Raw genomic sequence first — 25,693 nt, 5'->3', positions numbered from 1 at the left:
AAAAGGAAATTTGGAGAAACATTAAGAGCAAGAAAGGTTAGAAATCAAGTAAAAGAAGTAAAAGTTAAACTGATAGTCTATAACATAAACAAAAAAGTAATAGAAATAATATGGATTGAATTAAGGATTTCTACAGAGCCATAACTAAAAAATTAATAGAACCAAAATGAGTGAAAAATTAAAATTACAGGAATTAAAATTACAGGAATTAAAATTACAGGAATTAAAAGTACAGGATGAGAATATTCTATTGCTTTAGTGCGGGAGAAGGGATTCGAACCCCTGAACGCCTGCGCGAATAGATCTTGAGTCTACCACCGTTGACCGCTTGGTTACTCCCGCATGTTGCTGAGTTATCCATTTTGTCTAAAGGTTAGACAGCCTTCTGAATATACTTGATTTATCGGGTTAATCACCTGGTTACGCCGCTTTTACGGAATCCAATAAGGTAACGATAGAACTAGCATATAAAGCTAATCCTGTAAGTAAGCTATCCTGAAGTTAAATTGATTCTGCAAGCAATAAATTATCATCTAAAAATTTAAATTCGGGAGATATTGAGATAATACTCAGGGGTTTAACTCCGTGTCCTGCTCAAGTTTTGACTTTAAATTTTTCAGCGTAGAGTATTCAGCGCAGATTTTCAGGCTTCAAATCTTCTTTTTTAAAATTTTCCGTTTTAAATCCTCCTTTTTAAAATTTCCCTTTTTAAAATTTCCCTTTTTAAAATTTTCCGGTTTCAGGTTTTTGTGCTTTAAATCTTCCTGCTTCTACACTCAAGCCCTGCCTTGATTTCAGGCCCCTTCGCCTGAACTGTTAACATGAACCCAGTCAAGGTACTCACGTTCCCCTTCAATTCCCCAGAATTCTATTGCAGGCAATTCATAAGTGTGTAGCGATTTTACGAGTCTTGTGATCTCTTCGAAGCGTGAAGAATCGGTTTTTACAAACATGGCGATCTCGTTGTCTTCTTCGAGCTTTTCCTTCCACCGGTAAACCGAAGACACTGGAAAAATATTCACGCAGGCTGCAAGCCTTCTGGAAACAAGTTCTCTTGCGATCTGCGATGCATTTTCCATATTTCCGGCAGTGATATAAACAATTCCAAGCATGGGTAGATACCTCACGGAAAGCTGATTTCGCGAACAATATTAATGTAAAGCAGATTATTTCTATGTGACTAGTACCTATCGCCTCCAGGCATAGAATTTACCCCTCTAGCCATAAAATTTATCGCCCCTGGATACGGAACTGGCTTTCAGGGCAACCGATCCGTATTTCCATATATGCATACAGGAACTTCACGTACGTCTTATAATAACTTCCATATGCGTTTTTATATAATTATGATGTATTACTATGTACCTTTTTCCAGATAGGAGTCTATTTGAGAAAGAAATGGCAATATATTCAATTTAAAATAGTAAGGCATACTATAACATTTTTATATCATATGGAGTACTAAAACTCAACATGATTAATTAATTGGCTCAGAATTGCAGATGCAGAGTTATATATCTCAAATATATCTCAATATTAAATTTCATAAATATATGCTCTCTACAATTATGGATTTACAGCCGATTCAAATTCAAATTAATCTCATAATCATAGCCGGTTAAGGTAATAAATAACGGGCTAAACTTAGTTTATAACTAACTCAGCTTAATCAAGAATTGTCTAAGCTTAATCTACAACTGACTTAGCTTAGTTCGATGTCGATCGAGCTTAATAGTTTCGGAGAATTTCCTTGAGTGGCACAAGCATTGTACTGGGTATTTTTTTACTGTACTGGTTCCTTATTTCCTTTCTTAATAAAAAGGGGATTCTGGAGAAGTATAACATAAGCACATTCGGGCCGCTTCCCATCCTTATGATCAGAACAACAAAGGGACTTGAAATTCTGGATGTTCTGGCCCGCCCGAGGCTTTACTGGAGGAGCTTTGCAAATCTCGGAATCCTGCTGATGTTTGCAGGCATGATTGCAATGTTTCTGGTCATAGCCCTCTCGGATATTGCGCTGTATACTTCATTTCTTAACGGAAACGTACCGGAACCGGGAAGATACAATGCCCCGAGAAATATCCTGCTGATCCCCGGAGTCAACGAATTCATTCCTTTTACCTGGGGAGTTATTGCACTCATAGTTACGCTTGTGGTGCATGAATTTTCGCATGCGATCCTCTGCAGAGTTGAAGGCATAAGGGTCAAATCAATGGGCATCCTTTTTGCTCTGGTCCCCATCGGAGGCTTTGCGGAACCTGATGATGAACAGCTTTTCGGGCCTAAGGAGGAAGCAGAAAAGGAGCTTCCTCTCACAGCCTCGATCGAGGAAATTGAGGAATGGGAAAAAGGAGAGAAAGTAAGGCGAGAAAACGGAGGATTAACCCCTGAGGAATTAAAGCCTGAAAACCCGGATTCCGGCGCTATAGTAGGAGCTACAAGGACTCAGAGAGCCAGGATTCTGGCAGCAGGCGTTATGGCCAATTTTAGCGTGGCTTTCATCGCTTTTCTGCTCCTGTTCGGGCCTGTACTCGGAGCAATCGCTCCCTTAAGTGATGCAATGGTGTTAACCGTAAATGAAAGCTCTCCGGCTGATCTTGCATGGCTTGAGGAAGGTATGATAATAACGCAGATTAATGATACCGATATCACAACAGCCGTAGATCTGCAAACCTACCTTGAAACGACGAGACCCGGAGACATTGTCCGTATCTATGCCGAAAAGAACGATACTGTTTCAATGCATGATTTGCAGGTTGCTCCAGTCTCTCCTGATTATATAGGAGGAGTTCTTGTAGGAGGGGTTGTCCCGGAAAGTCCCGCAGCCGATGCAGGGATTGAAACCGGAATGACAATGGTGAGGATCAACAATACGGAAATGCAGAGCATTGCAACTTTTGTAAACTTTATGGAAACCACTCAGGCAAACCAGACCGTTGAGGTAGAACTGCTTCCCCCCGAGAATTACACAGGCAACCTCACGGAAAACGGCACTGTGGTTTTCGATGTGCAGCTCTCTTCCAATTCTCCTGAAAACGATCGCGGTTTCCTCGGAGTTATTTATGGGAATAACGGGGTTGCGGAATTCCCTATGCTTGGAATCTCCATATGGATGCCACAGGCAAAAGTGTATCTTGACGCCCTTAAGCAAATCCCGTCCCTGCTAACCGTGCCTGCAGGCTGGATCATCCTTTTCGGGCTTCCTATATACGGATTTGCAGGTGAGGGATTCCGTGGCTTCTCGGGTACCATTATGCAGTTCTATCAGCCTGTAGGCTGGGCAGAACCTCTGGGAATAGGAATTTTCTGGATCGCAAATACCCTGCTCTGGGTTGGCTGGCTGAATTTTTATGTCGGGCTGTTCAACTGCTTGCCTGCCGTGCCCCTGGACGGAGGGCATGTGTTTAAGGACTATACTTATTCCTTTGTCTACCGGCTCACAAGGAATGACTCGGTCTCGGAAAAGGTCTCGAACTCGATCACAGCGAGCTTTTCGATGTTGATCCTGTTCTCGTTTATCTTCATGATATTCGGACCCTTCATCGGACAATGGATTTAACTGTTATTGAAATTCAGACTAAACCCCGGCCTTTGGTAATGCTATGAGGCTTGGGTTACCCCCTTTCCTACTTTTTAATCCGGAACAATGTTTTAAGACTTTCCTTTTCATTTTTAAGCTCTTATTTTTTCCCTTTTTATCTCATGGAAGTTGTCCTTGCCTGATAGATGAATTGACCGGGCAGGATATGCTTTTCATAGTGGTAGAAGATGTGGAGGAACTCATCAGGGAATTTGTTTATAAAAGCACTCCCTGCATTTCCGGGTCTCCGGGTGATAGGCAAACCCTTATGAAGGCTGGTATAGAAAAGCCAGGCTCCTTATTGCAAATAAGTCGGATGAAAGAAATGCAAATACTGTTTTGACTGCCAGAGAATTTCAGCATATCAATAGCATTCCCATTGTTGAAAACCGGTCTAACTCAAAGCATCTCAATATGCAGAAATATCATTGCAGTGGTGGGTAGCAGCAGGCAAATTTCAAAGTTAAGGAGTGGTATGTTAATTTATACATTTACTTAAAAAGTTATTGAGCTTTTAAAAAAGTGTTGAGCTTTTAAAAAAGTGTTGAGCTTTTAAAAAGGTTATTTTACTCTTTATTAATGCTTGTTTAACTCTCTTCCTAAAACTTATTTAATTCTATTTTAAAACTTATTTAGATATTTGGAAAAGAGTATATCACTTAAGACACACTATACTAAATAAGAAACTCATCTGCTTTTGAGGTGTGATAATGGAGAGTTTATCTACAGGGATCAAGGGGCTGGATATGTTAATGGACGGAGGCTACCCTAAGGGAAAAAGTATTCTGGTAACGGGTCCTCCGGGCTCAGGTAAAACCATTCTCGGAATTCATTTCCTGCACAGGAACTGCAATGAAGGCAGGAAATGTACACTGGTTCTTACAAGGGAACTTACGGAAGATATCCTCAGCCAGTCCCGAAGCCTTAACCTTGACCTCAAGCCTTTTCTGGAGAGCGGGCGGCTCACTATCAGGAACATCTTTGAAGACAAAATGAATAAAATCAAGAGCGCTTCCAAATTCGGTAAAGGGCTCTGTGCTGTGGATACCGATATAATCGAGTACCTCAGTTCAATATCTTCGGAAGTTGATGTCGTGGTTATTGACAATATAGGGGTGATGGCTATAAATCACGATATAAGAGAGTTTGCCGATGAGTTCAGTTCAATCAGCATTATTCTTCTGAAAAACGGATGCACAACCCTTTTTGTTATGGACGAGGATTCTTACGATCTCACCCACAGGCTTACCGGCTATATGGTTTTCGGGCTGATCCGGCTAACTTCACAGGAGAATTTTAGTTCCGGAAAAACAAAAAAATATCTTTACATTGAAAAAATGAGGGATAAAGCGGTTCCTGTAAGGTATTCTCTATTCGATATTACCCCCGAAGGAATACAAATAATAACAAGCATGAAATGAGCTATTACAGGCATAAAATGAGCTATTACAGGCACGAATGGCCTGTTAAGAACATGAAATAGCTGTTAAGAGCATAATGAGCTAAAAGCATGTATTAACTGTTAGAGATCTTAAATTAGCCTCCAGAAATACCAGATAAATTGCCTCATGCTTCCGATTATTTCCAGGACCTGACTCTGGGCGAGGGATCGAAGGTATAGAACTCAGGTCTCTGGCCCGATATAGAGTTTATCTTTCTTTTATCAGGAATTCACAGCAATCGTTCCTGTTCCCTATAGTCCTAAGCGCTTCAACACTAAAACCAGGATCAACTTTCAAAGTTATATTTGAGAATATTTTGCGGGTCAAAGTGCATAATATAGGGTTTCTACGGGCTTCTTCTCCCTTCCAGGGGCATTTTGTTCCCTTTACTATCCAGGAACTTTCTTTTTCACCCATTTCAGAAGAGAAGTCTCCACCCAGCTGGTTCATTATTTCTGCACAGACCTCGCCTGCATAAGCAAAATCCATCTTCCTGTTTTCAAGATGGTATATATCGAGCAAGGTTTTCTCGACCATTCCTGTCATCTGGTTAATTATGACCTTCTTTTCTTCGTTTGAAACAGCCTGAAGCAGAGTTGGAATAACTGCGGTAAGGATATTCTGTACCCGGCTTTTTATTTCAAGACTGTTGCGATCAGCTACAATCCGATCATGCAGGCATTTTACCCTGAGTAGGGATTTTACCCGCGTTTTGAGCTCAAGCCTGTTTATGGGTTTCGTAAGGAAATCGTCAGCTCCGGCCTCAATACCCCTTATCCGGTCTTCAATCTGGGAAAGCGCAGTAAGCATCAAAACCGGAATGAACTGAGTTTCAGGATCGGTCTTGACAATTTTACAGACATCATAACCGCTGATCTCAGGCATCATGACATCAAGGAGGATCATATCGGGTTTCTCTTCCTTTAATTTCCTGAGAGCTTCTCTTCCGTTGCCGGCAGTAATAACCTCATAGGGTTCCATTGAAAGATAGGCTTCCATAAGCTCTACGTTCTCAGGCATATCATCGACAATCAGAATTTTTGGTTTGTTTTTTTCATTCTGCAAGGTTTTCTCCTCCGGATTCACGAATCTTTATCCCTTCAGACGTGATTTCAAAAATAGACATTTCAGGAGAAATAGGTGTGCTGCGCATTTTGGGTATACTCAGGTAGCGTTCCATTTTTCCAAGAAAAGAGTTTTCTCTCACCAGCAGGCGGATAGACCCGTAAACTGAATACTCAGCAAGCTGGTGAGTTATATTGTGTGCGGATTCGTCCATAACCAGAAGAGTAGTACAGCCCTTTTTTCTCACCAGATAATTCAGTGCGTCAAACTGATCCCTGAGCCTTTTTATGGAGACTCTAAGGGCGAAGGTGCCTATATTGTCTATAACGAGGCATTCCGTCCCCTCATGTATTAATTCAATAAGATTGGGGATTTCAATATCCAGACTTTCAGGCTTGAATCCGTACCTGGTCTTTCCTATCATTTCCGAACGGTTCTCGAAGATATTTTCTATAATAAGCTGCCCTTTCTCATAGAAAGGGGTAAGGTCGCGCCCTAAAAGGTTTGCCTGGTAGAGAATATCCTCAGGAGTTTCCTCTGTTGCGATTATCATGCATTTTCTGCCTTCAAGACAGTTTTTATAAATGAAGTGGATTCCGAAGATTGTTTTCCCACTCCCTGCTACGCCAGTTATAAGGGTTACTTTACTTACAGGATAACCCCCACTCAGCTTCCCGTCCAGCTCCTCTATCCCGGTTGAAACCCTCTCCATTTTTATAGACCCTCACACCTTCTGTATTATATTTTATAACTTCCCGCACTATGAAGTTATATAATATCATCAGTTTGAAACCACTAGAGTAATCTCCAGCTGACCCTGATATTTAGAGATTGTTCACAAATAAAATATTTTTTACAAATTTTCGCATTATAGATAAAACCCTGTTGAATTTATAGTTCGGCCTTAATCCTGCCTTCTGACCAGTCCGGAAAATCCCTTTGCCGATTATGTTTTCATTAGTTCCCTATGATTACTTATGAATAATTATCTTTTTTAATTCTTTCTTTATTGCATACTGTTAATTCTGTCACACTTACTATATATTTTTATTTATTACTCTGCCATCCCCATTCAATTGCAATGATTTATACTGAAGCTCCATAAAAATTTATACCCAATTACCAATTTTTACCTTGATAATCCTGTATTTTGCTTTTATAATCCTCACAGGATTTTCTCTTCGTCCTTCAATAATTCTTAATCTTTTTACGACTTCTTAATCTTTTTGCGAATTCCTCCCTCTTTCTTTATCTTCTACTTTCCCTTTATCCTGCTTATCTCCCTCCTTTTATTTTCTGTAGCCCTATTTTTGAGAGAAAAGTTTAATATGGATAGCTTCTATCAATAGTGCTGCACCGCGGGCTCGTAGGGTAGCCAGGATATCCTAATGGGCTTCGAAGTAAGATTCTTACGAAGATACCCATTGACTCGTGTTCGAATCGCGGCGGGCCCGCTAACTTATTTTTATCTTTCTTCCTTAATGCTGCGAAGGCCTATTCTTTTATGGACTATCTTTTTAGAGCCGAAACACAGGTAATAGACATTCTTATACAGATGTCAGGCCGCATAATTTTATAAAACGGGGTTCTGAACAGAAATTAGAAACTCTTTACATTTGATAAGAAATCTATTGTAAATTATAGCCAGGCCTTATTTAGATTTTAGCGAACATAGAAAGATCTTAAAGTCAAATTAATATATTAAATTGGTATATTTCTTTATGGGAATAGGGAATAAAGCAGTAAATAATTCACAGGCAAAACGGGGGCTTATAGTCAATATAATAACTCCATAAGGAATTATTTCCTGAGAGTGGATACCGTTTTATTTTCTTTAACATTTCCTTGTCACTACAGGTTTTGTGACATCAGCTAGATTAAACTTTCACTATACTCTTTGTTTCTTACTGGTTCCTCAGGAAAAAGGTACTTAATAACAAAACAGTGATGATACTGAGGAGGAGCTGTTAAGGGTCATATGGAAGGTAAGAATAGTTCCCTGAACCTTGGCAAGGTTATCTCGGTTCGAGGCAGCATCGTGGACGTGCTTTTCGAGAGGCATTTGCCACCTGTATACACTCTGCTACGTGCAGGAAAGAAAAGTCAAATTGCCATTGAGGTTTTGACCCAGCTTGATGCACGTCGTCTTCGCGGAATCGCTCTGACTCCCACTGAAGGTCTTGCTCGAGGTATGGAAGTGGAAGACACAGGTGGGCCTTTGAAGGCGCCTGTTGGTAGGGGAATCCTCTCGCGAATATTCGATGTGTTTGGAAATGCCATAGACGACAAGGAGCAACCATATGACATTCGATGGCGTTCAATCCATCAGGCTCCACCACCACTGGTACGCCGGTCTACCGTATCCGAAATCTTCGAGACCGGTATCAAGGTTATTGACGTGCTGGTGCCTCTTGAACGCGGCAGCAAAACCGGGCTTTTTGGGGGTGCAGGGGTTGGCAAGACTGTCTTGCTAACAGAAATGATTCATAATATGGTCAAGCATCATCAGGGAGTAAGTATATTTTGCGGCATAGGCGAACGCAGTCGCGAAGGGGAAGAGCTTTACCGTGATATGAAAGCAGCGGGGGTGCTTCCTAATATGGTCATGGTTTTTGGCCAGATGAACGAACCACCAGGCGCTCGTTTCCGGGTAGGTCATGCGGCCCTGACAATGGCAGAGTACTTCCGGGACAGTGAACACCGTGATGTGCTGCTGCTAATAGATAACATTTTCCGGTTCATCCAGGCTGGTTCTGAAGTGTCCGGCTTGATGGGGCAGATGCCTTCTCGACTTGGCTATCAACCGACACTTGGTACTGAGTTATCGGAACTTGAAGAACGCATATCCAATACAGATGCAGGAGCCATTATGTCAATCCAGGCCGTGTATGTGCCGGCTGATGATTTCACGGACCCTGCGGCTGTGCACACATTCTCTCACCTGTCTGCCTCTATTGTTCTCTCACGTAAAAGAGCAAGCGAGGGGCTTTATCCAGCTATTGACCCCTTGCAGTCAAATTCCAAAATGTCCACACCTGGCATTATAGGTGAAAGGCACTATCGTATTTCCCAGGGAATCCGGCAGACGCTCGCACAATATGCCGAACTCAAGGATATTATCTCTATGCTTGGCCTGGAGCAGCTGTCGCAGGAAGACCGCAACGTGGTAACCCGTGCCCGCCGCCTGGAACGTTTCCTCACACAGCCATTTTTCACCACCGAGCAGTTTACAGGGTATAAAGGCAAATTCGTTGCTCTTTCAGATGCTCTTGATGGCTGTGAGCGTATCCTGCACGATGAATTCAAGGAATACGCTGAAGGAGATCTTTACATGATTGGAACAATTGACGAAGCAGTAGCCAAAAAATCAAGCAGGGATAAATCATGAACTCAGCACTCATGGATCTTAAAATTCTCCTGCCTTTTAAAGTCTTTGCTGATAAGAAAGGCATATCACGCATAGTTGTCGAGACCCGCCAGGGTTCACTTGGACTTTTACCACGTCGACTCGATTGTGTCGCGGCTCTGGAGCCCGGGATCCTTACCTACGAAACCGGGGCAGAGGGAGAGGTCTATGTTGCAGTCGATGAAGGTGTACTGGTAAAAACCGGCCAGAGCGTGCTGGTTTCTGTGCGTAACGCCATTGCCGGAACAGACCTGAGCAAGTTGAAGGAAACGGTAGAGAACGAGTTTTTAGCCGTAGATGAGACTGAGCAAAAAATCCGTTCAGTAATGGCAAAATTGGAAACCGGGCTTATACGTCGCTTGGCAGAGTTTCGAAGTGGCTGACAGAATGGCAGAGAAACCTTTAAAAGAAGAGCCTCGCCTGGCTCGCCAGGTTGGGGAAAAGGCTGAACGCAAACTCAGAGCACAGCGCCAGGTGAACCGAACGGTCTGGCTTGGATTAGGCATGATGGGGCTTGTAGGCTGGTCGGTAGCAGTTCCAACCCTGCTTGGTGTTCTAATCGGGCTCTGGCTGGATGAGCATTATCCAGTGAGTTATTCATGGACGCTCACAATGCTGATTATTGGCCTATTTATCGGCTGCCTGAATGCATGGTACTGGGTAACCAGGGAACATAGGGAAATGCAACTGAACCAAGAGGATAACAATGAATGAAGCTTTAAATCTCGTCTCGGCGCTGATAGCTGGCTTTCTGCTAGGAGCTTTTTTCTTCGGAGGTCTCTGGTGGACGGTTCAGAGGGGGCTCTCATCCAGACGATCTGCACTCTGGTTCCTCGGCAGCCTGCTGCTGCGGACTGGCATTGCTGTTGCTGGATTTTACTTTGCTTCGGGAGGCCACTGGGAGAGGCTGTTAATATGCTTACTTGGGTTTTTTGTTATGCGCAGTATTGTACTCAGACTCACCAGGGCTCCGGAGGAAGAATCGAGTCAGTTAACAAAGGAGGCCAGTCATGCGAATTAGTCCTGATGAGCTAGTTTTCTGGCAGTATGGTTTTCTCAAGTTTAACGCTACGATTGTGTACACCTGGGGGCTAATGCTTGTAATGGTAGTCGGTTCAAAAATTGTTACAGGCAAGCTTTCCACAGGTCTGAGACGTTCTCGCTGGCAGAATATTCTGGAAATTATTGTCACTAATATTTTGAAGCAGATTGAAGACGTTGGCCTGGATGAGCCGCGAAAGTACCTTGGCTTCCTGGGTACACTTTTTCTGTTCATCGCCATAGCTAACCTCTGTATTATCATTCCAGGCTACGAACCACCAACCGGCTCTCTCTCAACAACGGCTGCGCTTGCATTATGCGTGTTTGTGGCTGTGCCACTTTTCGGGATAGAGGAGCAAGGACTTGGTAATTACCTCAGGTCGTACACAGAACCGACGATCATCATGCTGCCGTTTAATATCATCAGTGAAATCTCCCGCACAGTGTCTCTGGCAATCCGTCTGTTCGGTAATATTATGAGCGGCTCGATGATCATTGCCATTCTGCTGACCATCGCACCATTCATCTTTCCGGATCTCATGATTGCTCTCGGTCTGCTCATTGGCATGGTGCAGGCTTATATTTTCAGTATCCTTGCTACAGTTTACATTACTGCTGCCACTCGAACCAGTAAATCCAGACGTGAAACTGGAGAATAAGAATAGAAAGAACATTCTAACAACAGAAGGGAACATTATGGCTTTAGATAATTATACCACTATAATCGCGGTGGCGTCAATTGCCACCTCTGGAATCACAATAGGCATCGGGGTTTTAGGACCTGCAATTGGTGAAGGGCGAGCTGTTGCGACTGCCCTGAGTTCACTGGCACAGCAACCCGACGCTTCGGCAACCATTACCAGGACTCTTTTCGTGGGTCTGGCTATGATTGAGTCCCTTTCTATCTATTGTTTCGTTATATCGATTATTCTGATCTTCGCCAACCCGTTCTGGGACAAAGCAATTGCCTGAATTGCAGAGGAAAATAGGTCATGTTGATCGATTGGTTCACTGTCATTGCGCAGGTGCTCAACTTCCTCATACTTGTGTGGTTGCTGAAACGCTTCCTTTATAAACCCATTCTCAACGCTATTGATGCGCGTGAGAAAAAGGTGGCAGATGAACTTGCGAATGCCGATACAAAAGAAGCAGAGGCGCAAAAAGAGAAAGAAGAGTTCAAGCGTAAGAACGAGGAGTTTGACCAGCAGCGTGCCAAACTCCTGAACAGGGCAAAGGATGAAGCAAGAGCCGAGCGGCAGCACCTTTTCGAAGAAGCACGGAAGGAAGCTTTCGATTTAAGGGCAAAACAGATGGAAGCATTAAGTACTGACAAAGAGAACTTAAATCGGGAAATAAGTCACCGGGTTCAGCAGGAAGTTTTTGCTATAGCTAGAAAAGTCCTGAAAGATCTGGCTGGAACGAGTCTGGATGAGCGTACAGTTGACATCTTTACTCAAAGGCTGTACGAGCTAAAAGGCGAGGAAAAGGAGCAACTGACCTCAGCGCTTACCGTGTCGCCAGGTTCCGCGCTTGTACACACCGCTTTCGATCTTCCGCAGCCACAGCAAGACCTGATTATAAAGACAATTAAGGAAGCACTTGGTGTGGAAATTCAACTCCGGTTCGAAACTACACCGGATCTGGTCAATGGTATTGAGTTAACCACAGATGGACAAAAACTAGCATGGAGTATTAAAGATTATCTTGAATCTCTGGGGAGGAGTATTGACGAACTTTTGAAAGAGCAGTCCAGAGATGAAACCAGATCAAAGTCTGAATCGAATGAATTCATTCCAGAAACCGAACCAGGGGCCGGAACTAGGCATGAGCCAGCATCGGATACATCCAAACCTGAACATGCCCGGGACTCAACAGGAGTTTGAAACTAAATCCTGATTCTTAACTGAGCAAAGTACCACTCCTGAGCCAAAACCCACATAAAGAGTCGATGGACATGGAACCTGCAAATCTGAAGGATATTTTAAACAGTGTTTTCAGTGAAATCAGGAAGGGCCGTGAATCATTTATTCCAAGGCTTACTCCGAAGGAGGTTGGCACTATAAAGACAGTCTCCACAGGTATTGCCAATGTCTCCGGCCTTCCTGGTGTGGGTTTTGAGGAACTGATAAAGTTTCCCGGCGAAGTGTTTGGGATAGCTTTTAATGTGGATGAAGAAGAAATCGGTGTTGTCCTGCTCGGCGAATACTCCCATCTGAATGCAGGGGACCAGGTTGAACGCACTGGCCGGGTCATGGATGTGGCTGTAGGCGAGGGATTGTTAGGGCGAGTAATTGATCCTCTGGGTCGACCCCTTGATGGAAAAGGACCTGTAATATCTGGCAAGCGTTTGCCTATTGAACGCCCCAGCGCAGCAATTATGGACCGTTCTTCTGTCAGTGTGCCTCTTCAGACTGGCATCAAAGTCATTGATGCGTTAATTCCAATCGGGCGAGGCCAGAGGGAGTTGATTTTAGGGGACCGCCAGACTGGAAAAACTGCAATTGCGATTGATACAATCCTCAACCAGCGAGGTTATGATATTCTGTGTGTCTATTGTGCCATCGGTCAGCGTGCATCAGCAGTTGCCAGGGTAGTGGCAACCTTACGGGAAAAAGGTGCAATGGACTATACCATAGTCGTGGTGACTGAGGGCAATGACCCATCAGGGCTAACCTATATTGCCCCTTATGCCGCGACCAGCATTGCAGAATATTTTATAGAAGCTGGCAGGGATGTGCTGATTGTTTATGACGACCTGACCAATCACGCACGTGCTTATCGCGAACTTTCCCTCTTGCTTCGCCGTCCTCCAGGTCGCGAAGCGTACCCTGGTGATATTTTTTATATCCACTCACGTTTACTGGAACGGGCAACCCACCTGCTCAAAAAACTCGGTGGTGGCTCACTTACTGCTCTTCCAATTATTGAAACCGAAGCACAGAACATTTCAGCCTATATTCCAACAAATTTGATTTCAATTACTGACGGGCAGATCTATCTCTCACCTTCATTGTTCGAACTGGGAGTGCTGCCTGCAGTAGATGTCGGTAAATCTGTTTCTCGTGTAGGCGGAAAAGCACAGCTTGCTGCTTACCGTGGAGTGGCTGGAGACCTGAAGCTAGCCTACTCCCAGTTTGAAGAACTTGAAGTATTTACCCGGTTTGGTGCCAGGCTGGATGAGAACACACGAAGGATAATCGAGCATGGCAGGCGGATCCGTGCCCTTCTCAAGCAGCCGGAGTTTTCTCCTGTGCCCGTACCCGACCAAATTGTTATTTTGCTTGCTTTGAATGCAGGACTTTTTGACAGTGTGCCGCTTGACCGGATGGATGAGGCTGAAGCGTCCCTGCGCAGGACGGTAGCTGGTATTCATTCAGAGATTCGCGAATGGTTCAAAGCTGATGCAGAATTGACCGACAGTGACCGAAAAACAATTCTTGAGATTGCACGCAAAGCGCTAGAACATTTTCAGCCCGGAGCCGAATCTGAGACTGAGCCAGAAGCTAAAGCTGGGGAAAAATCCGTGCCTGAAGCCCAGACTGGTGATAGAATAGGGCAAGAAGTTCAGGTTGAAGGCAAACCCGAATCGGAGGCTGAAAAGAAACCATGAGCGAAACTCTGGCAAGTCTGCGCCGAAAAATCGATAGAGCAAATGATCTTCAATCTGTCGTTCGAACAATGAAGGCTCTGGCAGCCTCAAATGTAGGACAATACGAGAAATCAGTGAGCGCATTGTCTGATTACTATCGTACAGTTGAGTTAGGACTGAGCACATGTTTCCGGGAAATCGGAACCTCATCTGCTCCTGCAAAGCGAAAAAAGCAACTGCGTGCTGGCACGGTTGGTGCAGTTGTATTTGGTTCAGATCAGGGACTTGTGGGTCAGTTTAATGATATTATAACTGATTACGCTGTTGCGAAGCTGGCAGCTTTGCCAGGTAAAGTTCAGGTTTGGGGTGTAGGTGAACGAGTTTATTCACGTTTGGCGAATGCGAGTTTGCCACTGATCGGGCTTTTTGCGGTACCAAACTCCGTCAAAGCTATTACTCCGCTTATAGGGCAGATTCTTGTGGAAAGCGAAAAGCTTCGCAGCCAGGACGAGGATGCTGAGCTCTATCTTTTTTATAACCGCCACAAAACCAGGGTTACTTATGAGCCTGTCAGTCAGCGATTGCTGCCACTGGACGAGACCTGGCAAAGTGATCTGGCTAAACTTCCCTGGCCGACTAAGAACCTGCCTGAAGTCATAGGGGACAGCGAAGAAACCATGCGGGCGATAATCAGTGAATACCTTTTCGTTTCACTTTTTCGGGCATGCGCCGAATCTCTCGTGAGTGAAAATTCGAGCAGGCTGGCAGCAATGCAACGCGCCGACAAAAATATTGAGGAATTGCTTGAGAACCTCAACGGAGAATTTTACCGTTTGCGCCAAAGTGGCATCGACGAAGAGCTGTTTGAAGTTGTCTCAGGCTTCGAAGCGCTGTCCGGGTCTCGTGGTTCCGGCCACCGTAAAAGCAAAATGACTGAGCACAGACCCTGGATAAAACCAAACACTGAAAAATAAGTCTCCTATCCAGACCTGAGAATCTCACTGAATTTCTGAGAAGATTAATGAATTCTGAAAATATTTACTCAGAAATAGATTTTGATGTATGGAAACCTCTATAACTGTTTGAGAATTCTCAAATCAAACTCTCCAGATAATTATTTATGATCTGAGCAAAATTCTATAATATGAGCTGGTACGGGATAGATGCAGCAGACAGAGCTCTTTCAAGAACAAGAAAAGCTCTTTTTGAACCCTTTGATTTCTGGAAATGGGTAAAACTTGCAGTCATTATTTTTCTACTAGGCGGGGCGGCATCGAATTATGGAGGTTCTACTAACTATACTACAGGGTCTCAGGACTTGGAAAGCAATCTTCCGGTTATTGAATTCCCGGAAACTTTATCAGTCCCCGCAATTTTAATAGCGGTTTTTTTCCTTCTTATTCTGGGTTTGTTTTTCTCGTATATTTCGAGTGTCATGGAATTTGTTTTTGTTGAATCGCTTGTAAAAAATGAGGTCAAATTCTGGGCTTATTCACGAAGATTCCTGGGAAAGGGATTCTATCTCCTGCTGGTGCGTTTAGCCATAGGGCTTGTATTTCTGGTGCTCTTTTTAATAGCTTTTCTCCCTCTTATTGCAGTTGTTCTGGAAGGATCATCAGAACCTGCCTGGCCTGCACGGCTTGGAGTGGTTCTCTGGCTTGCAGGATCGTTTGTCGTGTTAGTCCTTCTTGCAGTTGCAATAAATTCTCTTTTAAGCCTTGCAATTCCCGTTTCCATTTACAGGAATAAAGGTATCCTTCAGGCTTTCCGCATGGTCTATGGAAACTTCAGAAAATGCTGGCAGGAAGTTGTGATTTACTGGATTGTCAGGTTCGTGCTCGGAATAGGAGTAGTCATTCTAGCAATTTTTATCTTCGGGATAGTGATGCTGATTTTAGGGGTCGCTTTCCTTATCTTTGACGGGGTTCTATATTTCCTCTTTTCATCCCTGGCGTCGGAACCCCTTACCTGGATACTCCTGATACCCTTTATCGTTATAGAACTGATTTTAATCCTGGGAGCCATTCTTTTTCTTAATGTGCCCCTGACCGTTTTCCTGAAATATCATCTGTTGAGTTTCCTTGAAGCCTGGTTTACGGATGCAGAAATTCCCTTTTTTGATGCTACTGTCCTGGAGCCTGAAACGGAGCTCAGCGAATCTGAGCCAGGTTTTTGAGCTGAATGTGGAAAACCGAGAGTCCAGAGCTTGTTTGATATCAAACAAACTCTGGGTTCTGAACCCCTATAAGAGCCATTTTTTGGGTGTTAAGGTAAGCTCTAAGATAAAATTCAATATCTGTTACCCTTTGACGCCTGAAAAAGAAACTATGTTCAGAATCCCTGTTTTTTTAAATATAATATACTGCGTGAAACTAACTATATCCTAGTAATTCTATCACCGGATCGTCATCCGAAAATTAAAGTCTTGGAGTTGAAGATATGAAACAGGAGTTCATTGAAAAGTATTATCTGGGTAAAGAAGTTGAGATCGACATTGGAGGGAATACCACATACAGAGGGATTGCTGCTGAAGTCAATGATGGGATCCTTAGTCTTAAATGGACTATAAAAGAAGAAGGCTACACCCACATTGAGATAGAGAGAATCGCTGTAATTTGGAAAACCCTTAGAGGCAAAAGATAAGAAGTATTAGAGTTAGAACCTGAATTTCCTTAACCGTGCTTTTCTAATAAACTTTTAAATGTGGAGAAAGATTTTCTCCACAATTTTCTCGCAGTAACTTTTTTCTTTTAGTCCCTTTTATCCTTCTCACTAAACCGTTGACCCGCGACCGTTGCGCCGGTCGATCACGCTCCGGTTAAGCCGTTTTCAATAAATCAGGATTTTCGCTCAAGCCTTTTTTAAAAAAGCTTGCGTTCCGCCGATTTATCACGCTCCGGTTACACCGGTTTCGATAAAGCATTAGTTTTTGATCAAACTTTTTTTGAAAAAGTTTGCGTTGCGCCGGTTGATCACGCCGTTTCCTGGGGGTTTTCGCTCAAGCCTTTTTTGAAAAGGCTTGCGTTACAACAAAGCTTAAATCAAGTACAGCAATTACTGAATAACTTGATTGGCGTGCGGAAGATCCGTTTTCCTCAGGACAGGCAAAGCTCTTCTTTCCCGAATACGGATATTGTGTTCGTTAAATACTTATTTGAAGTTTAATATATAAGCGACCGGTAGTAAAGTTTTCCAACAGTCCACCGGTTAGAAATTTATCATTAATACTTATCGGGCGGCTGCAGAATAGGAATTGCACTGACCGCACTCTCACCTCAGCTAATCTTTCTTCAGGGAGACCCCTATATGATAAAAGAAATCACTGCCAAGTATAACGCAGAGCAAATCGAAAAAAAGGTAACGCAGCTCTGGGAAGATAGCGATGCTTATCGAAAAACTCGCGAGCACCGCAAGACCGGAAAAAAGCTTTTTTTTGTTGACGGACCCCCGTACACGACCGGACATATCCACCTTGGGACTGCCTGGAATAAGATAATTAAAGACTCCATTCTCCGCTATTACTCCATGAATAACCGTAATATCCTCGAACGCCCCGGCTGGGACATGCACGGCTTGCCAATCGAGGTCAAAGTCGAAGGCTTGCTCGGCTTCAAATCCAAAAAGGACATTGAAAGCTTCGGGGTAGAGAATTTTATTGAAAAATGCAAGGAATTCGCCATCACCCAGAAACAGGCAATGACCGAGCAGTTCCAGAGGCTAGGGGTCTGGATGAACTGGGAAGACCCCTACATGACCTTGAAAGACGATTATATCGAGGCTGCCTGGTGGACCCTCAAGCAGGCGAACGAAAAAGATCTTCTGGACATTGGCAAGCGCTCGGTCAACTGGTGCCCGCGCTGTGAAACGGCAATTGCGGATTCCGAAGTTGAGTATGCCGAGCGGACTGACCCGTCGATCTACGTGAAATTTAAGATCAAAGGCGAAGAGAACACCTTCATAGTCATCTGGACAACAACCCCCTGGACAATCCCTGCAAACGTTGCCGTAGCCGTGCACCCGAATTTCGAATACTCTAAATTCAGGGCAATCCGGCAGGATGGTTCTGTAGAGATTTTGATTACAGCCACAGACCTGATCAAGAATGTCCTTAAGCAGGGCAGGTATGTTGACTACGAAGTGCTTGGGACCATGCTCGGGGAAGAACTCACAAAACTTGAGTATGAAAGCCCTGTTCACGACCTGGTACCTGTGCAGAACGAGATAAAGCATGGGATCTATCTTGCCGACTTCGTAACCGTGGAAAATACGGGCTGTGTACATATTGCCCCAGGGCATGGTATGGACGACTTTAACCTTGGTATGAAGTACAAACTTCCTATTCTCTGCCCTGTGGGCTCAAATGGTTCTTATACCGAGGAAGCCGGGGAATACGCTGGCAAGAACGTCAGGGAAGCAAACCCGATTGTAGTTGAAGACCTCAGGGAACGCAACAGGCTGCTTGCGGAAGGGACAATCACGCACAGGTACGGGCACTGCTGGCGCTGCAAAACGCCTATTATTTATCTGGCAACCGAACAGTGGTTCCTTAAAGTTACCGAGATAAAGGATAAAATGCTTGAGGAAATCGATGCCGTAGATTGGCATCCTGACTGGGCAGGTTCAGCCCGCTTCAGAACCTGGGTAGAAGGCGCTCGGGACTGGTGCATCTCCAGGCAGCGCTACTGGGGAATTCCTATCCCGGTCTGGAAGTGTAAGAAGTGCGGAAAGCTTGAAGTAATAGGAACCAAAGCCGAACTGCTGGAAAAGTCAGGAGCAGGCGAAAATATCGAACTTCACCGCCCCTACGTGGATAAGTTCACTATTCCCTGTGAGTGTGGCGGAGAAAAGAAGCGCGTGGAAGACGTTTTTGATGTCTGGTTTGATTCGGCTGTAGCTTCCTGGGCTACCCTGAAGTTCCCGCAGACGAGGGAGCAGTTTGATGAATGGTGGCCTGCCGACTTTATCACTGAGGGGCACGACCAGACACGTGGCTGGTTTTATTCCCAGCTAGGGGCAAGCATGGTGGGCTTTGGACGGGCTCCGTATAAGAGTGTGTTAATGCACGGCTTTACGCTTGATGCGGGCGGAAAGAAAATGTCCAAGAGCCTTGGAAATGTGATTTCCCCACTCGATATTATTGACAGGTTCGGGGCTGATACCCTGCGCGCCTATGTACTCTCTTCGAGTGCGCCCTGGGAAGACCTGAAATTCAATCTGGAAGAAGTGGAGACCATCCACCGTTCAATCAACATTCTCTGGAACGTTTTCAGGTTCCCTCTGCCTTATATGGCTCTTGATAATTTTGACCCGCTCAAAGTCAGCCTGGATTCCGTAAAAAATGCACTCAGGGAAGAGGACAAATGGATTCTTTCGAGAGCTCAATCCGTTGTCAAAGCCGTGGACGAGGCTATGAGCGGATATCTGTTGCATAAAGCTATGCGTGAGATTCTGGAGTTTACTCTGGAAGACCTCTCCCGCTGGTATATCCAGCTTATCCGCCCAAGAACATGGACCGAAGCTGACGACCCTGATAAGCTTGCAGCTTATTGCGTGCTTTATGAAGTTTACGTCACCCTTACAAAACTGATCTCGCCTTTCATGCCTTATCTGGCTGAAGAGATGTACCAGAACCTGATCCGAAACGTAGACCCTAATGCACTGGGATCGGTTCATATGTGCGACTGGCCAGAGGTCAACGAGATCTATCTCGATCCGGAACTCGAAGCGGCAATGAATACCGTACGTTCTATTGTAGAAGCCGCCTCAAATGCCCGGCAGAAAGCAGGAAGAAAACTCAGGTGGCCTGTATCCCGAATAATTGTTTCCCCTGAAAGTGAGGATTCAGCAAAGGCTGTAGAGAGATTGCGCTCAGTCCTTATGGACCAGACCAATTCCAAGGCAATTGTCCTGACGCCTGTGGCTGAAAGCTGGGACGAGCTCGGGCTTGAAGTGATCCCCGATCCGGGCAAAATAGGTCCTGTTTTCAAGAAGGACGCAGGAAAGATCATCCCTGCCCTGCAGAAGATTGACGGCTTTGCCCTGAAAAAAGCCTTCTCTGAGGGTGGCGAGTTTGAACTCTCCCTTGCGGACGGAACAGCGGTTACAATAACTCCGGGCATGGCAAATTTCAAAGAAACTCTGCCCGAAGGTATCGCAAGTGCAGAATCCGATGCCGGGCTTGTCTATGTGGATGCAAACCTGACTCCGGAACTGGAAGCTGAAGGGTATTCAAGGGAAGTAATCCGCAGGCTTCAGGATATGCGGAAAGAACTTGACCTTGTAGTGGACGAAAACATCTGCGCCTCGGTCAGGATCGAAGACGCAAGAGTCCTGAAGCTTGTTGAAACTCTCAGGAACCTGATCGCGGAAGAGGTAAGAGCCGATATCTTTGGCATCGGCAGTGATATCGATGTTACCGGAGCCCTTGTAAAGGACTGGGATGTCGAAGGCATTGCAATGAGGATGGGTCTTGCAAAAAAGTAAGCCCTGAAAAGGAGTTTCTAAGAATTTCATAAAAGAATGGAACAAATAGGAAAGGAGCTTTTATATGGATTTTGCTGCCTGGGAACCGATTTACGAACGGATACTTGAAGATTTCGGATTTGATCGAGCCGGTGATGAGGAGGCAGCCCTATTCCTTTCCCGCAGGCTGACAGAGCAAAATACTGCCAGCCTGTCCGAACTTAAAACCCTGATTTCCGGAAAACCTGTCCTGGTATGCGGAAATGCTCCCGGACTCAGGAATGAGCTTTCCGAAATCAATTTTTCGGATTTTACGTTAATTGCAGCCGATGGGGCAGCCGCAGTCCTTATGGATATGGGAATTGTGCCTGATGTTATCTGCACCGACCTTGATGGCAATTCCGAAGCCGATATTGAGAAGGAAATCCTTGCCTGTGAAAAGGGTTCTATAGTCCTGATCCATGCGCACGGAGACAATATTGATAAACTCGAAAAATATACGCTTCGCTTTAAGCGATTTATTGCAACCACGCAGGCAAAGCCTTTTGATAGGGTGTACAATTTTGGAGGGTTTAGCGACGGAGACCGATGCGTTTTTGTAGCAAGGGAGTTCGGAGCAAAGAGTGTAAAGCTTGCTGGGTTTGATTTTGAAGATCCGGGAGTTAACACCATTAAAAAAAAGAAGTTAAAATGGGCAAAAAAATTAATAGAAATTGAAGATTTTTAAAAAACGGAATAATGCAATAAAAGATAATACTTTTTTTCAAATAGTTCAAGGAGTTTATTTTTATTCAGAAATTGAATCAAAAAACTTATCCTGTTGATTAGCTGCCCTTTATATTGATAATTTGCTCTGAACGGAAAAAACTGAAGTTATGAAGTTTAAAAATAAAGAGAGTTACATAACTTTTCCAATCAGATACGTATTTTTTAATGCCTTAAATTAAATTCAGCCCGGTAATAAAACCTCGATTTTTCTTGAAATTATTTTTTTTGCTTAAATTGTAAATTTCAGAGTATTCACAGATTATTATTCCTGATTAATTGAGAGTTTTAGCAGAATTAGAAATTGAAAAATAAATGAAAAAGTGTGCTTGTTTTATTGACAGAGGGTTTATCCAGTTTTCTTAAGACTATTAATATTAAGAAACAGTTATTCTAGGTCTTTTATATAATTTCTAATTCTATTTTTAATTGTACTTTCATGGCAAAATTACTCCTCGCCAACGGAAGCAAGTAACTTTAATAATTTCTAAAAGCTGCCGTGAAAGTATAGTGGGGGTGTTGAGGACTTTTGATTAGAAAGTGCAATCCTCTAGTCTAAAAAGTCCACCTCTACAGCACCTGTAGAATTGTAATATATAAGATAATATCGCAAAATCATGGAGGCAAACACAATGTGGTTTGGAGACTGTGGCTGGGGCGGCTGGGGCTGCCGTAACTGGGGCTGGCGTCGCTGGCGACACTGGGGCGGCGGCTGCTGCTAAGAATTGGCGCTAAACGCTGGAACTCTTGAACATGAATGAAACAATGATAGCCATCAGTTCAAAAAGAGAAGATTTATTCTGATTAATCTACCTTTCCTGAGTTGATGGCTATAGATTTTATTACCCTACGAATTCTGGAATATTATCTGGCTTTCCTGTGGGTTTCTGTACTGTCACTTTACCTTTATGCACGCTTTTTCATATTTGACGGCGACCAGCCTCCACGACTGGCAATGCAAAGAAAAAATTACAGTTATGTACTTTGTAAATAGAAGAAGTGATCTGCTATTTTTAATTAAACCGAAAGCTGCTGGATTCCGTAATTGAGTTCAGGCAAAATATAAAGGTTGTTTTTATTAAAGCAACTTTATTTTCACCCGAAGAGTAAGTTACAGGCAAAAATTTCCTGAATCCGTCAGGGAATCCAAAAAAAGAGAAACTGTAAACTAATTATAAATGTAATCCTGCTTTTTCAGGTGAGGATTTGCCCAGATTTTCAAGGTCTATTAATAATAAGGAGAAATTATTCTAGTATTATTATATAATTTCGGATTATATGTTTATTTAGATTCACCGGCAATTATATTTAAACAAGTTTCTGTTTAATTGAAAACCACTAAATTGGGGTATTTCCTGAGAACAATTGCCTGTGAGTCCGGATCTGATCTGGGGGGTTGATCAAAAGCTTGGCTCAAGGGCTATACACGCCTACTCTAGAAATTTCATCTTCCCGGATATTCAAAAATGGACATAAAAGAATGGACATAAAAGAATACAACGGATATAAAAGAATATAGTAGGATTATGGAGGCAAATCTAATGTTTGGATTCTTTGGTGGATTTAGAGACTTTGACCGCTTCAAGTGCGGCTGCGGCGGCTGGGGTGGCGGCTGTGGCGGCGGCTGGGGAGGCCGCTGGGACTTTGACTGTGGCGGCAACTGGCGCAACAAATGGCGATGCAAGCGTCGTGACTGGTGTTAATAATCACCATCACTGAGCCATTTAAAAGCATATATGAAAAGAATATAGTAGGATTATGGAGGCAAATCTAATGTTTGGATTCTTTGGTGGATTTAGAGACTTTGACCGCTTCAAGTGCGGCTGCGGCGGCTGGGGTGGCGGCTGCGGCGGCTGGGGTGGCCGCTGGAACTGTGATGACTGGGGCGGTAAATGGCGCAACAAATGGCGATGCAAGCGTCGTGACTGGTGTTAATAAAAGTCACTGTGACTGGTGTTAGTAATATCACTATTACTTAACCCAGGAATCATCAATTGTAAAGGAAAGCAGCAGTCATCTTTTCAAGGCATGAAGCATAGAGTTTCAATCATATGATTTCTTGAATTGATGACTCTATTTTTATTTTCTTATTAACTGTTAATCGCTTCTTGTTCTTCTTCAGAGCAGTTTTTTCAGTAAAACCTGATTCTTTTTATATCAATATATATTTCTAAAGAATTATTTCATATAAAGCTTATATAAATGGAAAAAAACATTCTACTCCAGAGCCGGGTCGGAATTCCTGAAGGAAAAACCGAAAGAAGATTCAGAGGACGGTTATATTGAGCTGCCCTTCCGGGAGGAATCCGATAAGAAATGGTTTTATCTTATTCAGAACCGATTTCCTTTTTAATTCAAGAAGGTCAGAAGGGTGAAAATTCTTGGGGTACAGAGCTCCGTATAAAGTTTCCGGAAAATCTCAAAGGAAAAACATTCTATGCCTTATAAGGCTGCATAAATGGAAGAGAAGCGGCGGCTTGAATATTTATGCTTCAAACGTAAGAGAAAAGTTTTTCGTATGTACGCGCTGCGGGAAAACAAAGACGGTTTATGAGCCTAAAAAGGAATAAGATTTAGCAGAGACTTCGGAAATGGCTGGACCCTTATCTGCCGGCTGGGATATGCCAGCTAACCCGACTCTACTTATAAAGGGAGCATATTGACTCCCATATTTATATGTTTTTGTGAATTTATTTCAACCCTATTAAATTAGCACCTTAGTTATGCAGGCGCTTATAGAAAATGCCTTCCGTAAACGGAAATCCCAGGCTCACTGGCTTTCAGGGCGCTCGTGGCTTTTTGTTAAGTTCCCCTGATATTATGCACCAGGGTTATTATTACATGAGCATACTTATTCGTGCCAGAAAAACTATATAGTCTTACTTCGGAAACTATTCTGGTAATATGCAAAAACTAGAACTTCTCCCCCTGATATTCAGTCACCAGACATTTTTTCAAAATTCTCCAGATTTAATCCCCCGTGACATTTCCCCCAGCTGCTCTTTTGAAGGCAGTGCAATCAAGCTCATTTCAGGTCCGCCTCATGCAGGCAAAACCTCTTTTCTGGGTCAGGTTGCCAGTTCCCTTAATGGAATAAAGCTTTACATTGATTTTAAAGATAGCCGGATGCAGAAACTCGGACCCGGAGGTTTGCAGGCTATTGAAGAGATTGCAGCCGAAAATCTCAAAAAGGAAACTGAAGACGAGGCAGGCCGGATTTTTTACTTTCTTGATGAAATCCATAATCTTCCGGGATGGGAAAACTGGGTTGACAGGCTTTATACGCAAGGGGCAGAAGTTTATCTAACCTCGTCTAAATCGAAACTGATAAATGAGTTTTCTTCCAGGTTTGCAGGTCGAGGCAAAGTTATAAGGCTATTTCCATTTTCTTTTAAAGAATACCTGCGAATTAAAGGCTTCAGAATCCCGGAAACGGGTTTTCTAAGCCCTTCCAGAAGCGATGAACTCCTGTGCATGTTCCTGCAATATTTTGAAAGCGGTGGTTTTCCGGATGTAATAAAGCACGGTGATATCAGGTTTTCCCGGAATTATTTTGAAGAAGGGCTGCAGCAGGGGGCTGTAGCCGGATATGATATCGAGAATTTAAGAAAACTCGCCACATACCTGATCTCGAACATGGCTTCGGAGTATTCCCTCGATAACCTGAAAAAGGTAAGCGGGATCGAGAAAGAAGATGTCATAAACAGCTATCTGGCGTTTCTTGAAGATATTTTTTTGCTATACAGGGTCCCAAAACTCAATTGCCTGCAGGAATATGACCTTGCAGAAGATGCTCCCTGCAAAATCTACGCAGGGGATACCGGATTTTTCAAGGCAATATATCCAGGTTACCCGGATAGCCTCGGGCTGAGATTTGAGAACCTTGTGTTCCTTGAACTGCTGAGGAGGGAAAAACAGGTATTTTGTTTCCGGGGCAAAAGGGAATGTGATTTCGTTATTAAGGATAAAAACAGCCAGAAAGTTTCGGCTGCAATCCAGGTCTCGATTTGTTTCGGAAGCCCGGCAGTCAGAGAAAGAGAAATTCTGGGGCTCACGGAAGCCCTGGATGAATACGGGCTTGAAGAAGGGTTTATCCTGACAATGGACGATGAGGAAACCTTGAGAGTTGAAAGCAAAACCGGAAAGAAATTAATCCTGGTTAAATCAGTATGGAAATGGATGCTGGAATAATCTTTTCAGCCGGTACTGCGCCAGGTATGCAAAAAGTAAAGCAAGAATCCGGCCTGAAGATCTAACATCATAATGTTATATGCTGGATCCGATCTGAAGCTTAAATAAATCGAGAAGCTCCCGGTAAAAGTTTCAGGCTTTCTATTGAT

At 43.6% G+C, this 25,693-nt stretch carries 21 protein-coding genes and 2 tRNA genes; 19 read left to right on the top strand and 4 right to left on the bottom strand.

Annotated elements, in window-relative coordinates; all coding sequences use genetic code 11:
* Positions 1–259: 259 nt before the first annotated feature.
* A tRNA-Leu gene (locus tag EQO05_RS13845) sits at positions 260–342 on the bottom strand.
* Between the two features lie 452 nt (positions 343–794).
* Positions 795–1,112 (bottom strand): divalent-cation tolerance protein CutA, encoded by a 318-nt coding sequence (gene cutA / locus EQO05_RS13840; protein ID WP_128507483.1) that lies wholly within the window; start codon positions 1,110–1,112, stop codon positions 795–797.
* A gap of 638 nt (positions 1,113–1,750) precedes the next feature.
* On the opposite strand from cutA, the gene EQO05_RS13835 reads away from it, so the two are divergent.
* From EQO05_RS13835 to EQO05_RS13825, 3 genes are all read left to right on the top strand, one after another.
* Positions 1,751–3,562, top strand: coding sequence for a site-2 protease family protein (locus EQO05_RS13835; protein ID WP_128507481.1), 1,812 nt, complete (start codon positions 1,751–1,753; stop codon positions 3,560–3,562).
* 187 nt (positions 3,563–3,749) lie between these two features.
* Positions 3,750–3,926 carry a hypothetical protein gene (locus tag EQO05_RS13830; protein WP_164888566.1) on the top strand — a complete coding sequence of 59 codons (177 nt, stop codon included), beginning with the start codon at positions 3,750–3,752 and terminating at the stop codon, positions 3,924–3,926.
* A 367-nt stretch (positions 3,927–4,293) separates the two neighbouring features.
* Positions 4,294–5,004: an RAD55 family ATPase gene (locus EQO05_RS13825; protein ID WP_128507477.1), complete on the top strand. Its 711-nt coding sequence runs from the start codon at positions 4,294–4,296 to the stop codon at positions 5,002–5,004.
* Between the two features lie 228 nt (positions 5,005–5,232).
* Here the strand turns inward: EQO05_RS13825 and EQO05_RS13820 are convergent, their stop codons facing one another.
* Entirely contained in the window at positions 5,233–6,090 is an 858-nt protein-coding gene (locus EQO05_RS13820) for a response regulator (RefSeq protein ID WP_128507475.1), read from the bottom strand.
* The gene (locus tag EQO05_RS13815) at positions 6,080–6,802 is read right to left on the bottom strand and encodes an ATPase domain-containing protein (RefSeq protein WP_128507473.1); all 723 of its coding nucleotides are present in this window, start codon (positions 6,800–6,802) and stop codon (positions 6,080–6,082) included. Before EQO05_RS13815 ends, EQO05_RS13820 begins: the two co-directional genes overlap by 11 nt.
* Before the next feature lie 648 nt (positions 6,803–7,450).
* Here EQO05_RS13815 and EQO05_RS13810 point away from each other — a divergent pair.
* The 16 genes from EQO05_RS13810 to EQO05_RS13730 all read left to right on the top strand — a co-directional run bounded on the left by EQO05_RS13810 (position 7,451) and on the right by EQO05_RS13730 (position 25,544).
* Positions 7,451–7,544: transfer RNA gene (locus EQO05_RS13810), tRNA-Arg, on the top strand.
* A 524-nt stretch (positions 7,545–8,068) separates the two neighbouring features.
* Complete coding sequence (atpD, locus tag EQO05_RS13805) at positions 8,069–9,478, top strand: F0F1 ATP synthase subunit beta (protein WP_128507471.1); 1,410 nt, start codon at positions 8,069–8,071, stop codon at positions 9,476–9,478.
* Positions 9,475–9,879 (top strand): F0F1 ATP synthase subunit epsilon, encoded by a 405-nt coding sequence (locus tag EQO05_RS13800; RefSeq protein ID WP_128507469.1) that lies wholly within the window; start codon positions 9,475–9,477, stop codon positions 9,877–9,879. Before atpD ends, EQO05_RS13800 begins: the two co-directional genes overlap by 4 nt.
* A complete protein-coding gene (locus EQO05_RS13795) occupies positions 9,872–10,210 on the top strand; it encodes an AtpZ/AtpI family protein (RefSeq protein ID WP_205793826.1) in 339 nt (112 codons plus the stop codon). Before EQO05_RS13800 ends, EQO05_RS13795 begins: the two co-directional genes overlap by 8 nt.
* Positions 10,203–10,517 (top strand): ATP synthase subunit I, encoded by a 315-nt coding sequence (locus tag EQO05_RS13790; RefSeq protein ID WP_128507467.1) that lies wholly within the window; start codon positions 10,203–10,205, stop codon positions 10,515–10,517. Before EQO05_RS13795 ends, EQO05_RS13790 begins: the two co-directional genes overlap by 8 nt.
* Positions 10,507–11,196, top strand: a complete 690-nt coding sequence (locus EQO05_RS13785; RefSeq protein ID WP_128507465.1) for a F0F1 ATP synthase subunit A — start codon at positions 10,507–10,509, stop codon at positions 11,194–11,196. The genes EQO05_RS13790 and EQO05_RS13785 overlap by 11 nt, the downstream gene beginning before the upstream one ends.
* Before the next feature lie 37 nt (positions 11,197–11,233).
* Entirely contained in the window at positions 11,234–11,509 is a 276-nt protein-coding gene (locus EQO05_RS13780) for a F0F1 ATP synthase subunit C (protein WP_128507463.1), read from the top strand.
* Positions 11,510–11,529: 20 nt separating this feature from the next.
* The gene (locus EQO05_RS13775) at positions 11,530–12,420 is read left to right on the top strand and encodes a F0F1 ATP synthase subunit delta (RefSeq protein WP_128507461.1); all 891 of its coding nucleotides are present in this window, start codon (positions 11,530–11,532) and stop codon (positions 12,418–12,420) included.
* Positions 12,421–12,491: 71 nt separating this feature from the next.
* Positions 12,492–14,147, top strand: a complete 1,656-nt coding sequence (locus tag EQO05_RS13770) for an alternate F1F0 ATPase, F1 subunit alpha (RefSeq protein ID WP_128507489.1) — start codon at positions 12,492–12,494, stop codon at positions 14,145–14,147.
* Positions 14,144–15,100: a F0F1 ATP synthase subunit gamma gene (locus EQO05_RS13765; RefSeq protein ID WP_128507459.1), complete on the top strand. Its 957-nt coding sequence runs from the start codon at positions 14,144–14,146 to the stop codon at positions 15,098–15,100. Before EQO05_RS13770 ends, EQO05_RS13765 begins: the two co-directional genes overlap by 4 nt.
* 170 nt (positions 15,101–15,270) lie before the next feature.
* Positions 15,271–16,302: a hypothetical protein gene (locus tag EQO05_RS13760; protein ID WP_128507457.1), complete on the top strand. Its 1,032-nt coding sequence runs from the start codon at positions 15,271–15,273 to the stop codon at positions 16,300–16,302.
* A gap of 263 nt (positions 16,303–16,565) precedes the next feature.
* Positions 16,566–16,769 carry an MM0924 family protein gene (locus EQO05_RS13755; protein WP_128507455.1) on the top strand — a complete coding sequence of 68 codons (204 nt, stop codon included), beginning with the start codon at positions 16,566–16,568 and terminating at the stop codon, positions 16,767–16,769.
* A gap of 228 nt (positions 16,770–16,997) precedes the next feature.
* A complete protein-coding gene (locus tag EQO05_RS13750) occupies positions 16,998–17,291 on the top strand; it encodes a hypothetical protein (RefSeq protein WP_128507453.1) in 294 nt (97 codons plus the stop codon).
* A 141-nt stretch (positions 17,292–17,432) separates the two neighbouring features.
* Positions 17,433–20,609, top strand: a complete 3,177-nt coding sequence (gene ileS, locus EQO05_RS13745; protein ID WP_128507452.1) for an isoleucine--tRNA ligase — start codon at positions 17,433–17,435, stop codon at positions 20,607–20,609.
* A gap of 64 nt (positions 20,610–20,673) precedes the next feature.
* Positions 20,674–21,315: a 6-hydroxymethylpterin diphosphokinase MptE-like protein gene (locus EQO05_RS13740; protein WP_128507450.1), complete on the top strand. Its 642-nt coding sequence runs from the start codon at positions 20,674–20,676 to the stop codon at positions 21,313–21,315.
* A 2,942-nt stretch (positions 21,316–24,257) separates the two neighbouring features.
* Entirely contained in the window at positions 24,258–25,544 is a 1,287-nt protein-coding gene (locus EQO05_RS13730) for an ATP-binding protein (protein WP_128507446.1), read from the top strand.
* The last annotated feature ends 149 nt before the right edge of the window (positions 25,545–25,693 follow it).

The organism is Methanosarcina sp. MSH10X1 (genome assembly GCF_004099695.1).
Taxonomy (GTDB): Archaea; Halobacteriota; Methanosarcinia; order Methanosarcinales; family Methanosarcinaceae; genus Methanosarcina.
Note: the sequence above shows the minus strand (reverse complement) of the source record. Positions and strands in the feature narration are given on the sequence as shown.

What these genes read in the sequence shown, in the direction of transcription:
- EQO05_RS13790 (WP_128507467.1), top strand. Translation starts at nt 10,203, where the DNA reads ATGAATGAAGCTTTAAATCTCGTCTCGGCGCTGATAGCTGGCTTTCTG.
- cutA (WP_128507483.1), bottom strand. Translation starts at nt 1,112, where the DNA reads ATGCTTGGAATTGTTTATATCACTGCCGGAAATATGGAAAATGCATCG.
- EQO05_RS13780 (WP_128507463.1), top strand. Translation starts at nt 11,234, where the DNA reads ATGGCTTTAGATAATTATACCACTATAATCGCGGTGGCGTCAATTGCC.
- ileS (WP_128507452.1), top strand. Translation starts at nt 17,433, where the DNA reads ATGATAAAAGAAATCACTGCCAAGTATAACGCAGAGCAAATCGAAAAA.
- EQO05_RS13825 (WP_128507477.1), top strand. Translation starts at nt 4,294, where the DNA reads ATGGAGAGTTTATCTACAGGGATCAAGGGGCTGGATATGTTAATGGAC.
- EQO05_RS13800 (WP_128507469.1), top strand. Translation starts at nt 9,475, where the DNA reads ATGAACTCAGCACTCATGGATCTTAAAATTCTCCTGCCTTTTAAAGTC.
- atpD (WP_128507471.1), top strand. Translation starts at nt 8,069, where the DNA reads ATGGAAGGTAAGAATAGTTCCCTGAACCTTGGCAAGGTTATCTCGGTT.
- EQO05_RS13755 (WP_128507455.1), top strand. Translation starts at nt 16,566, where the DNA reads ATGAAACAGGAGTTCATTGAAAAGTATTATCTGGGTAAAGAAGTTGAG.
- EQO05_RS13775 (WP_128507461.1), top strand. Translation starts at nt 11,530, where the DNA reads ATGTTGATCGATTGGTTCACTGTCATTGCGCAGGTGCTCAACTTCCTC.
- EQO05_RS13740 (WP_128507450.1), top strand. Translation starts at nt 20,674, where the DNA reads ATGGATTTTGCTGCCTGGGAACCGATTTACGAACGGATACTTGAAGAT.
- EQO05_RS13730 (WP_128507446.1), top strand. Translation starts at nt 24,258, where the DNA reads ATGCAAAAACTAGAACTTCTCCCCCTGATATTCAGTCACCAGACATTT.
- EQO05_RS13785 (WP_128507465.1), top strand. Translation starts at nt 10,507, where the DNA reads ATGCGAATTAGTCCTGATGAGCTAGTTTTCTGGCAGTATGGTTTTCTC.
- EQO05_RS13765 (WP_128507459.1), top strand. Translation starts at nt 14,144, where the DNA reads ATGAGCGAAACTCTGGCAAGTCTGCGCCGAAAAATCGATAGAGCAAAT.
- EQO05_RS13830 (WP_164888566.1), top strand. Translation starts at nt 3,750, where the DNA reads ATGCTTTTCATAGTGGTAGAAGATGTGGAGGAACTCATCAGGGAATTT.
- EQO05_RS13815 (WP_128507473.1), bottom strand. Translation starts at nt 6,802, where the DNA reads ATGGAGAGGGTTTCAACCGGGATAGAGGAGCTGGACGGGAAGCTGAGT.
- EQO05_RS13760 (WP_128507457.1), top strand. Translation starts at nt 15,271, where the DNA reads ATGAGCTGGTACGGGATAGATGCAGCAGACAGAGCTCTTTCAAGAACA.
- EQO05_RS13770 (WP_128507489.1), top strand. Translation starts at nt 12,492, where the DNA reads ATGGAACCTGCAAATCTGAAGGATATTTTAAACAGTGTTTTCAGTGAA.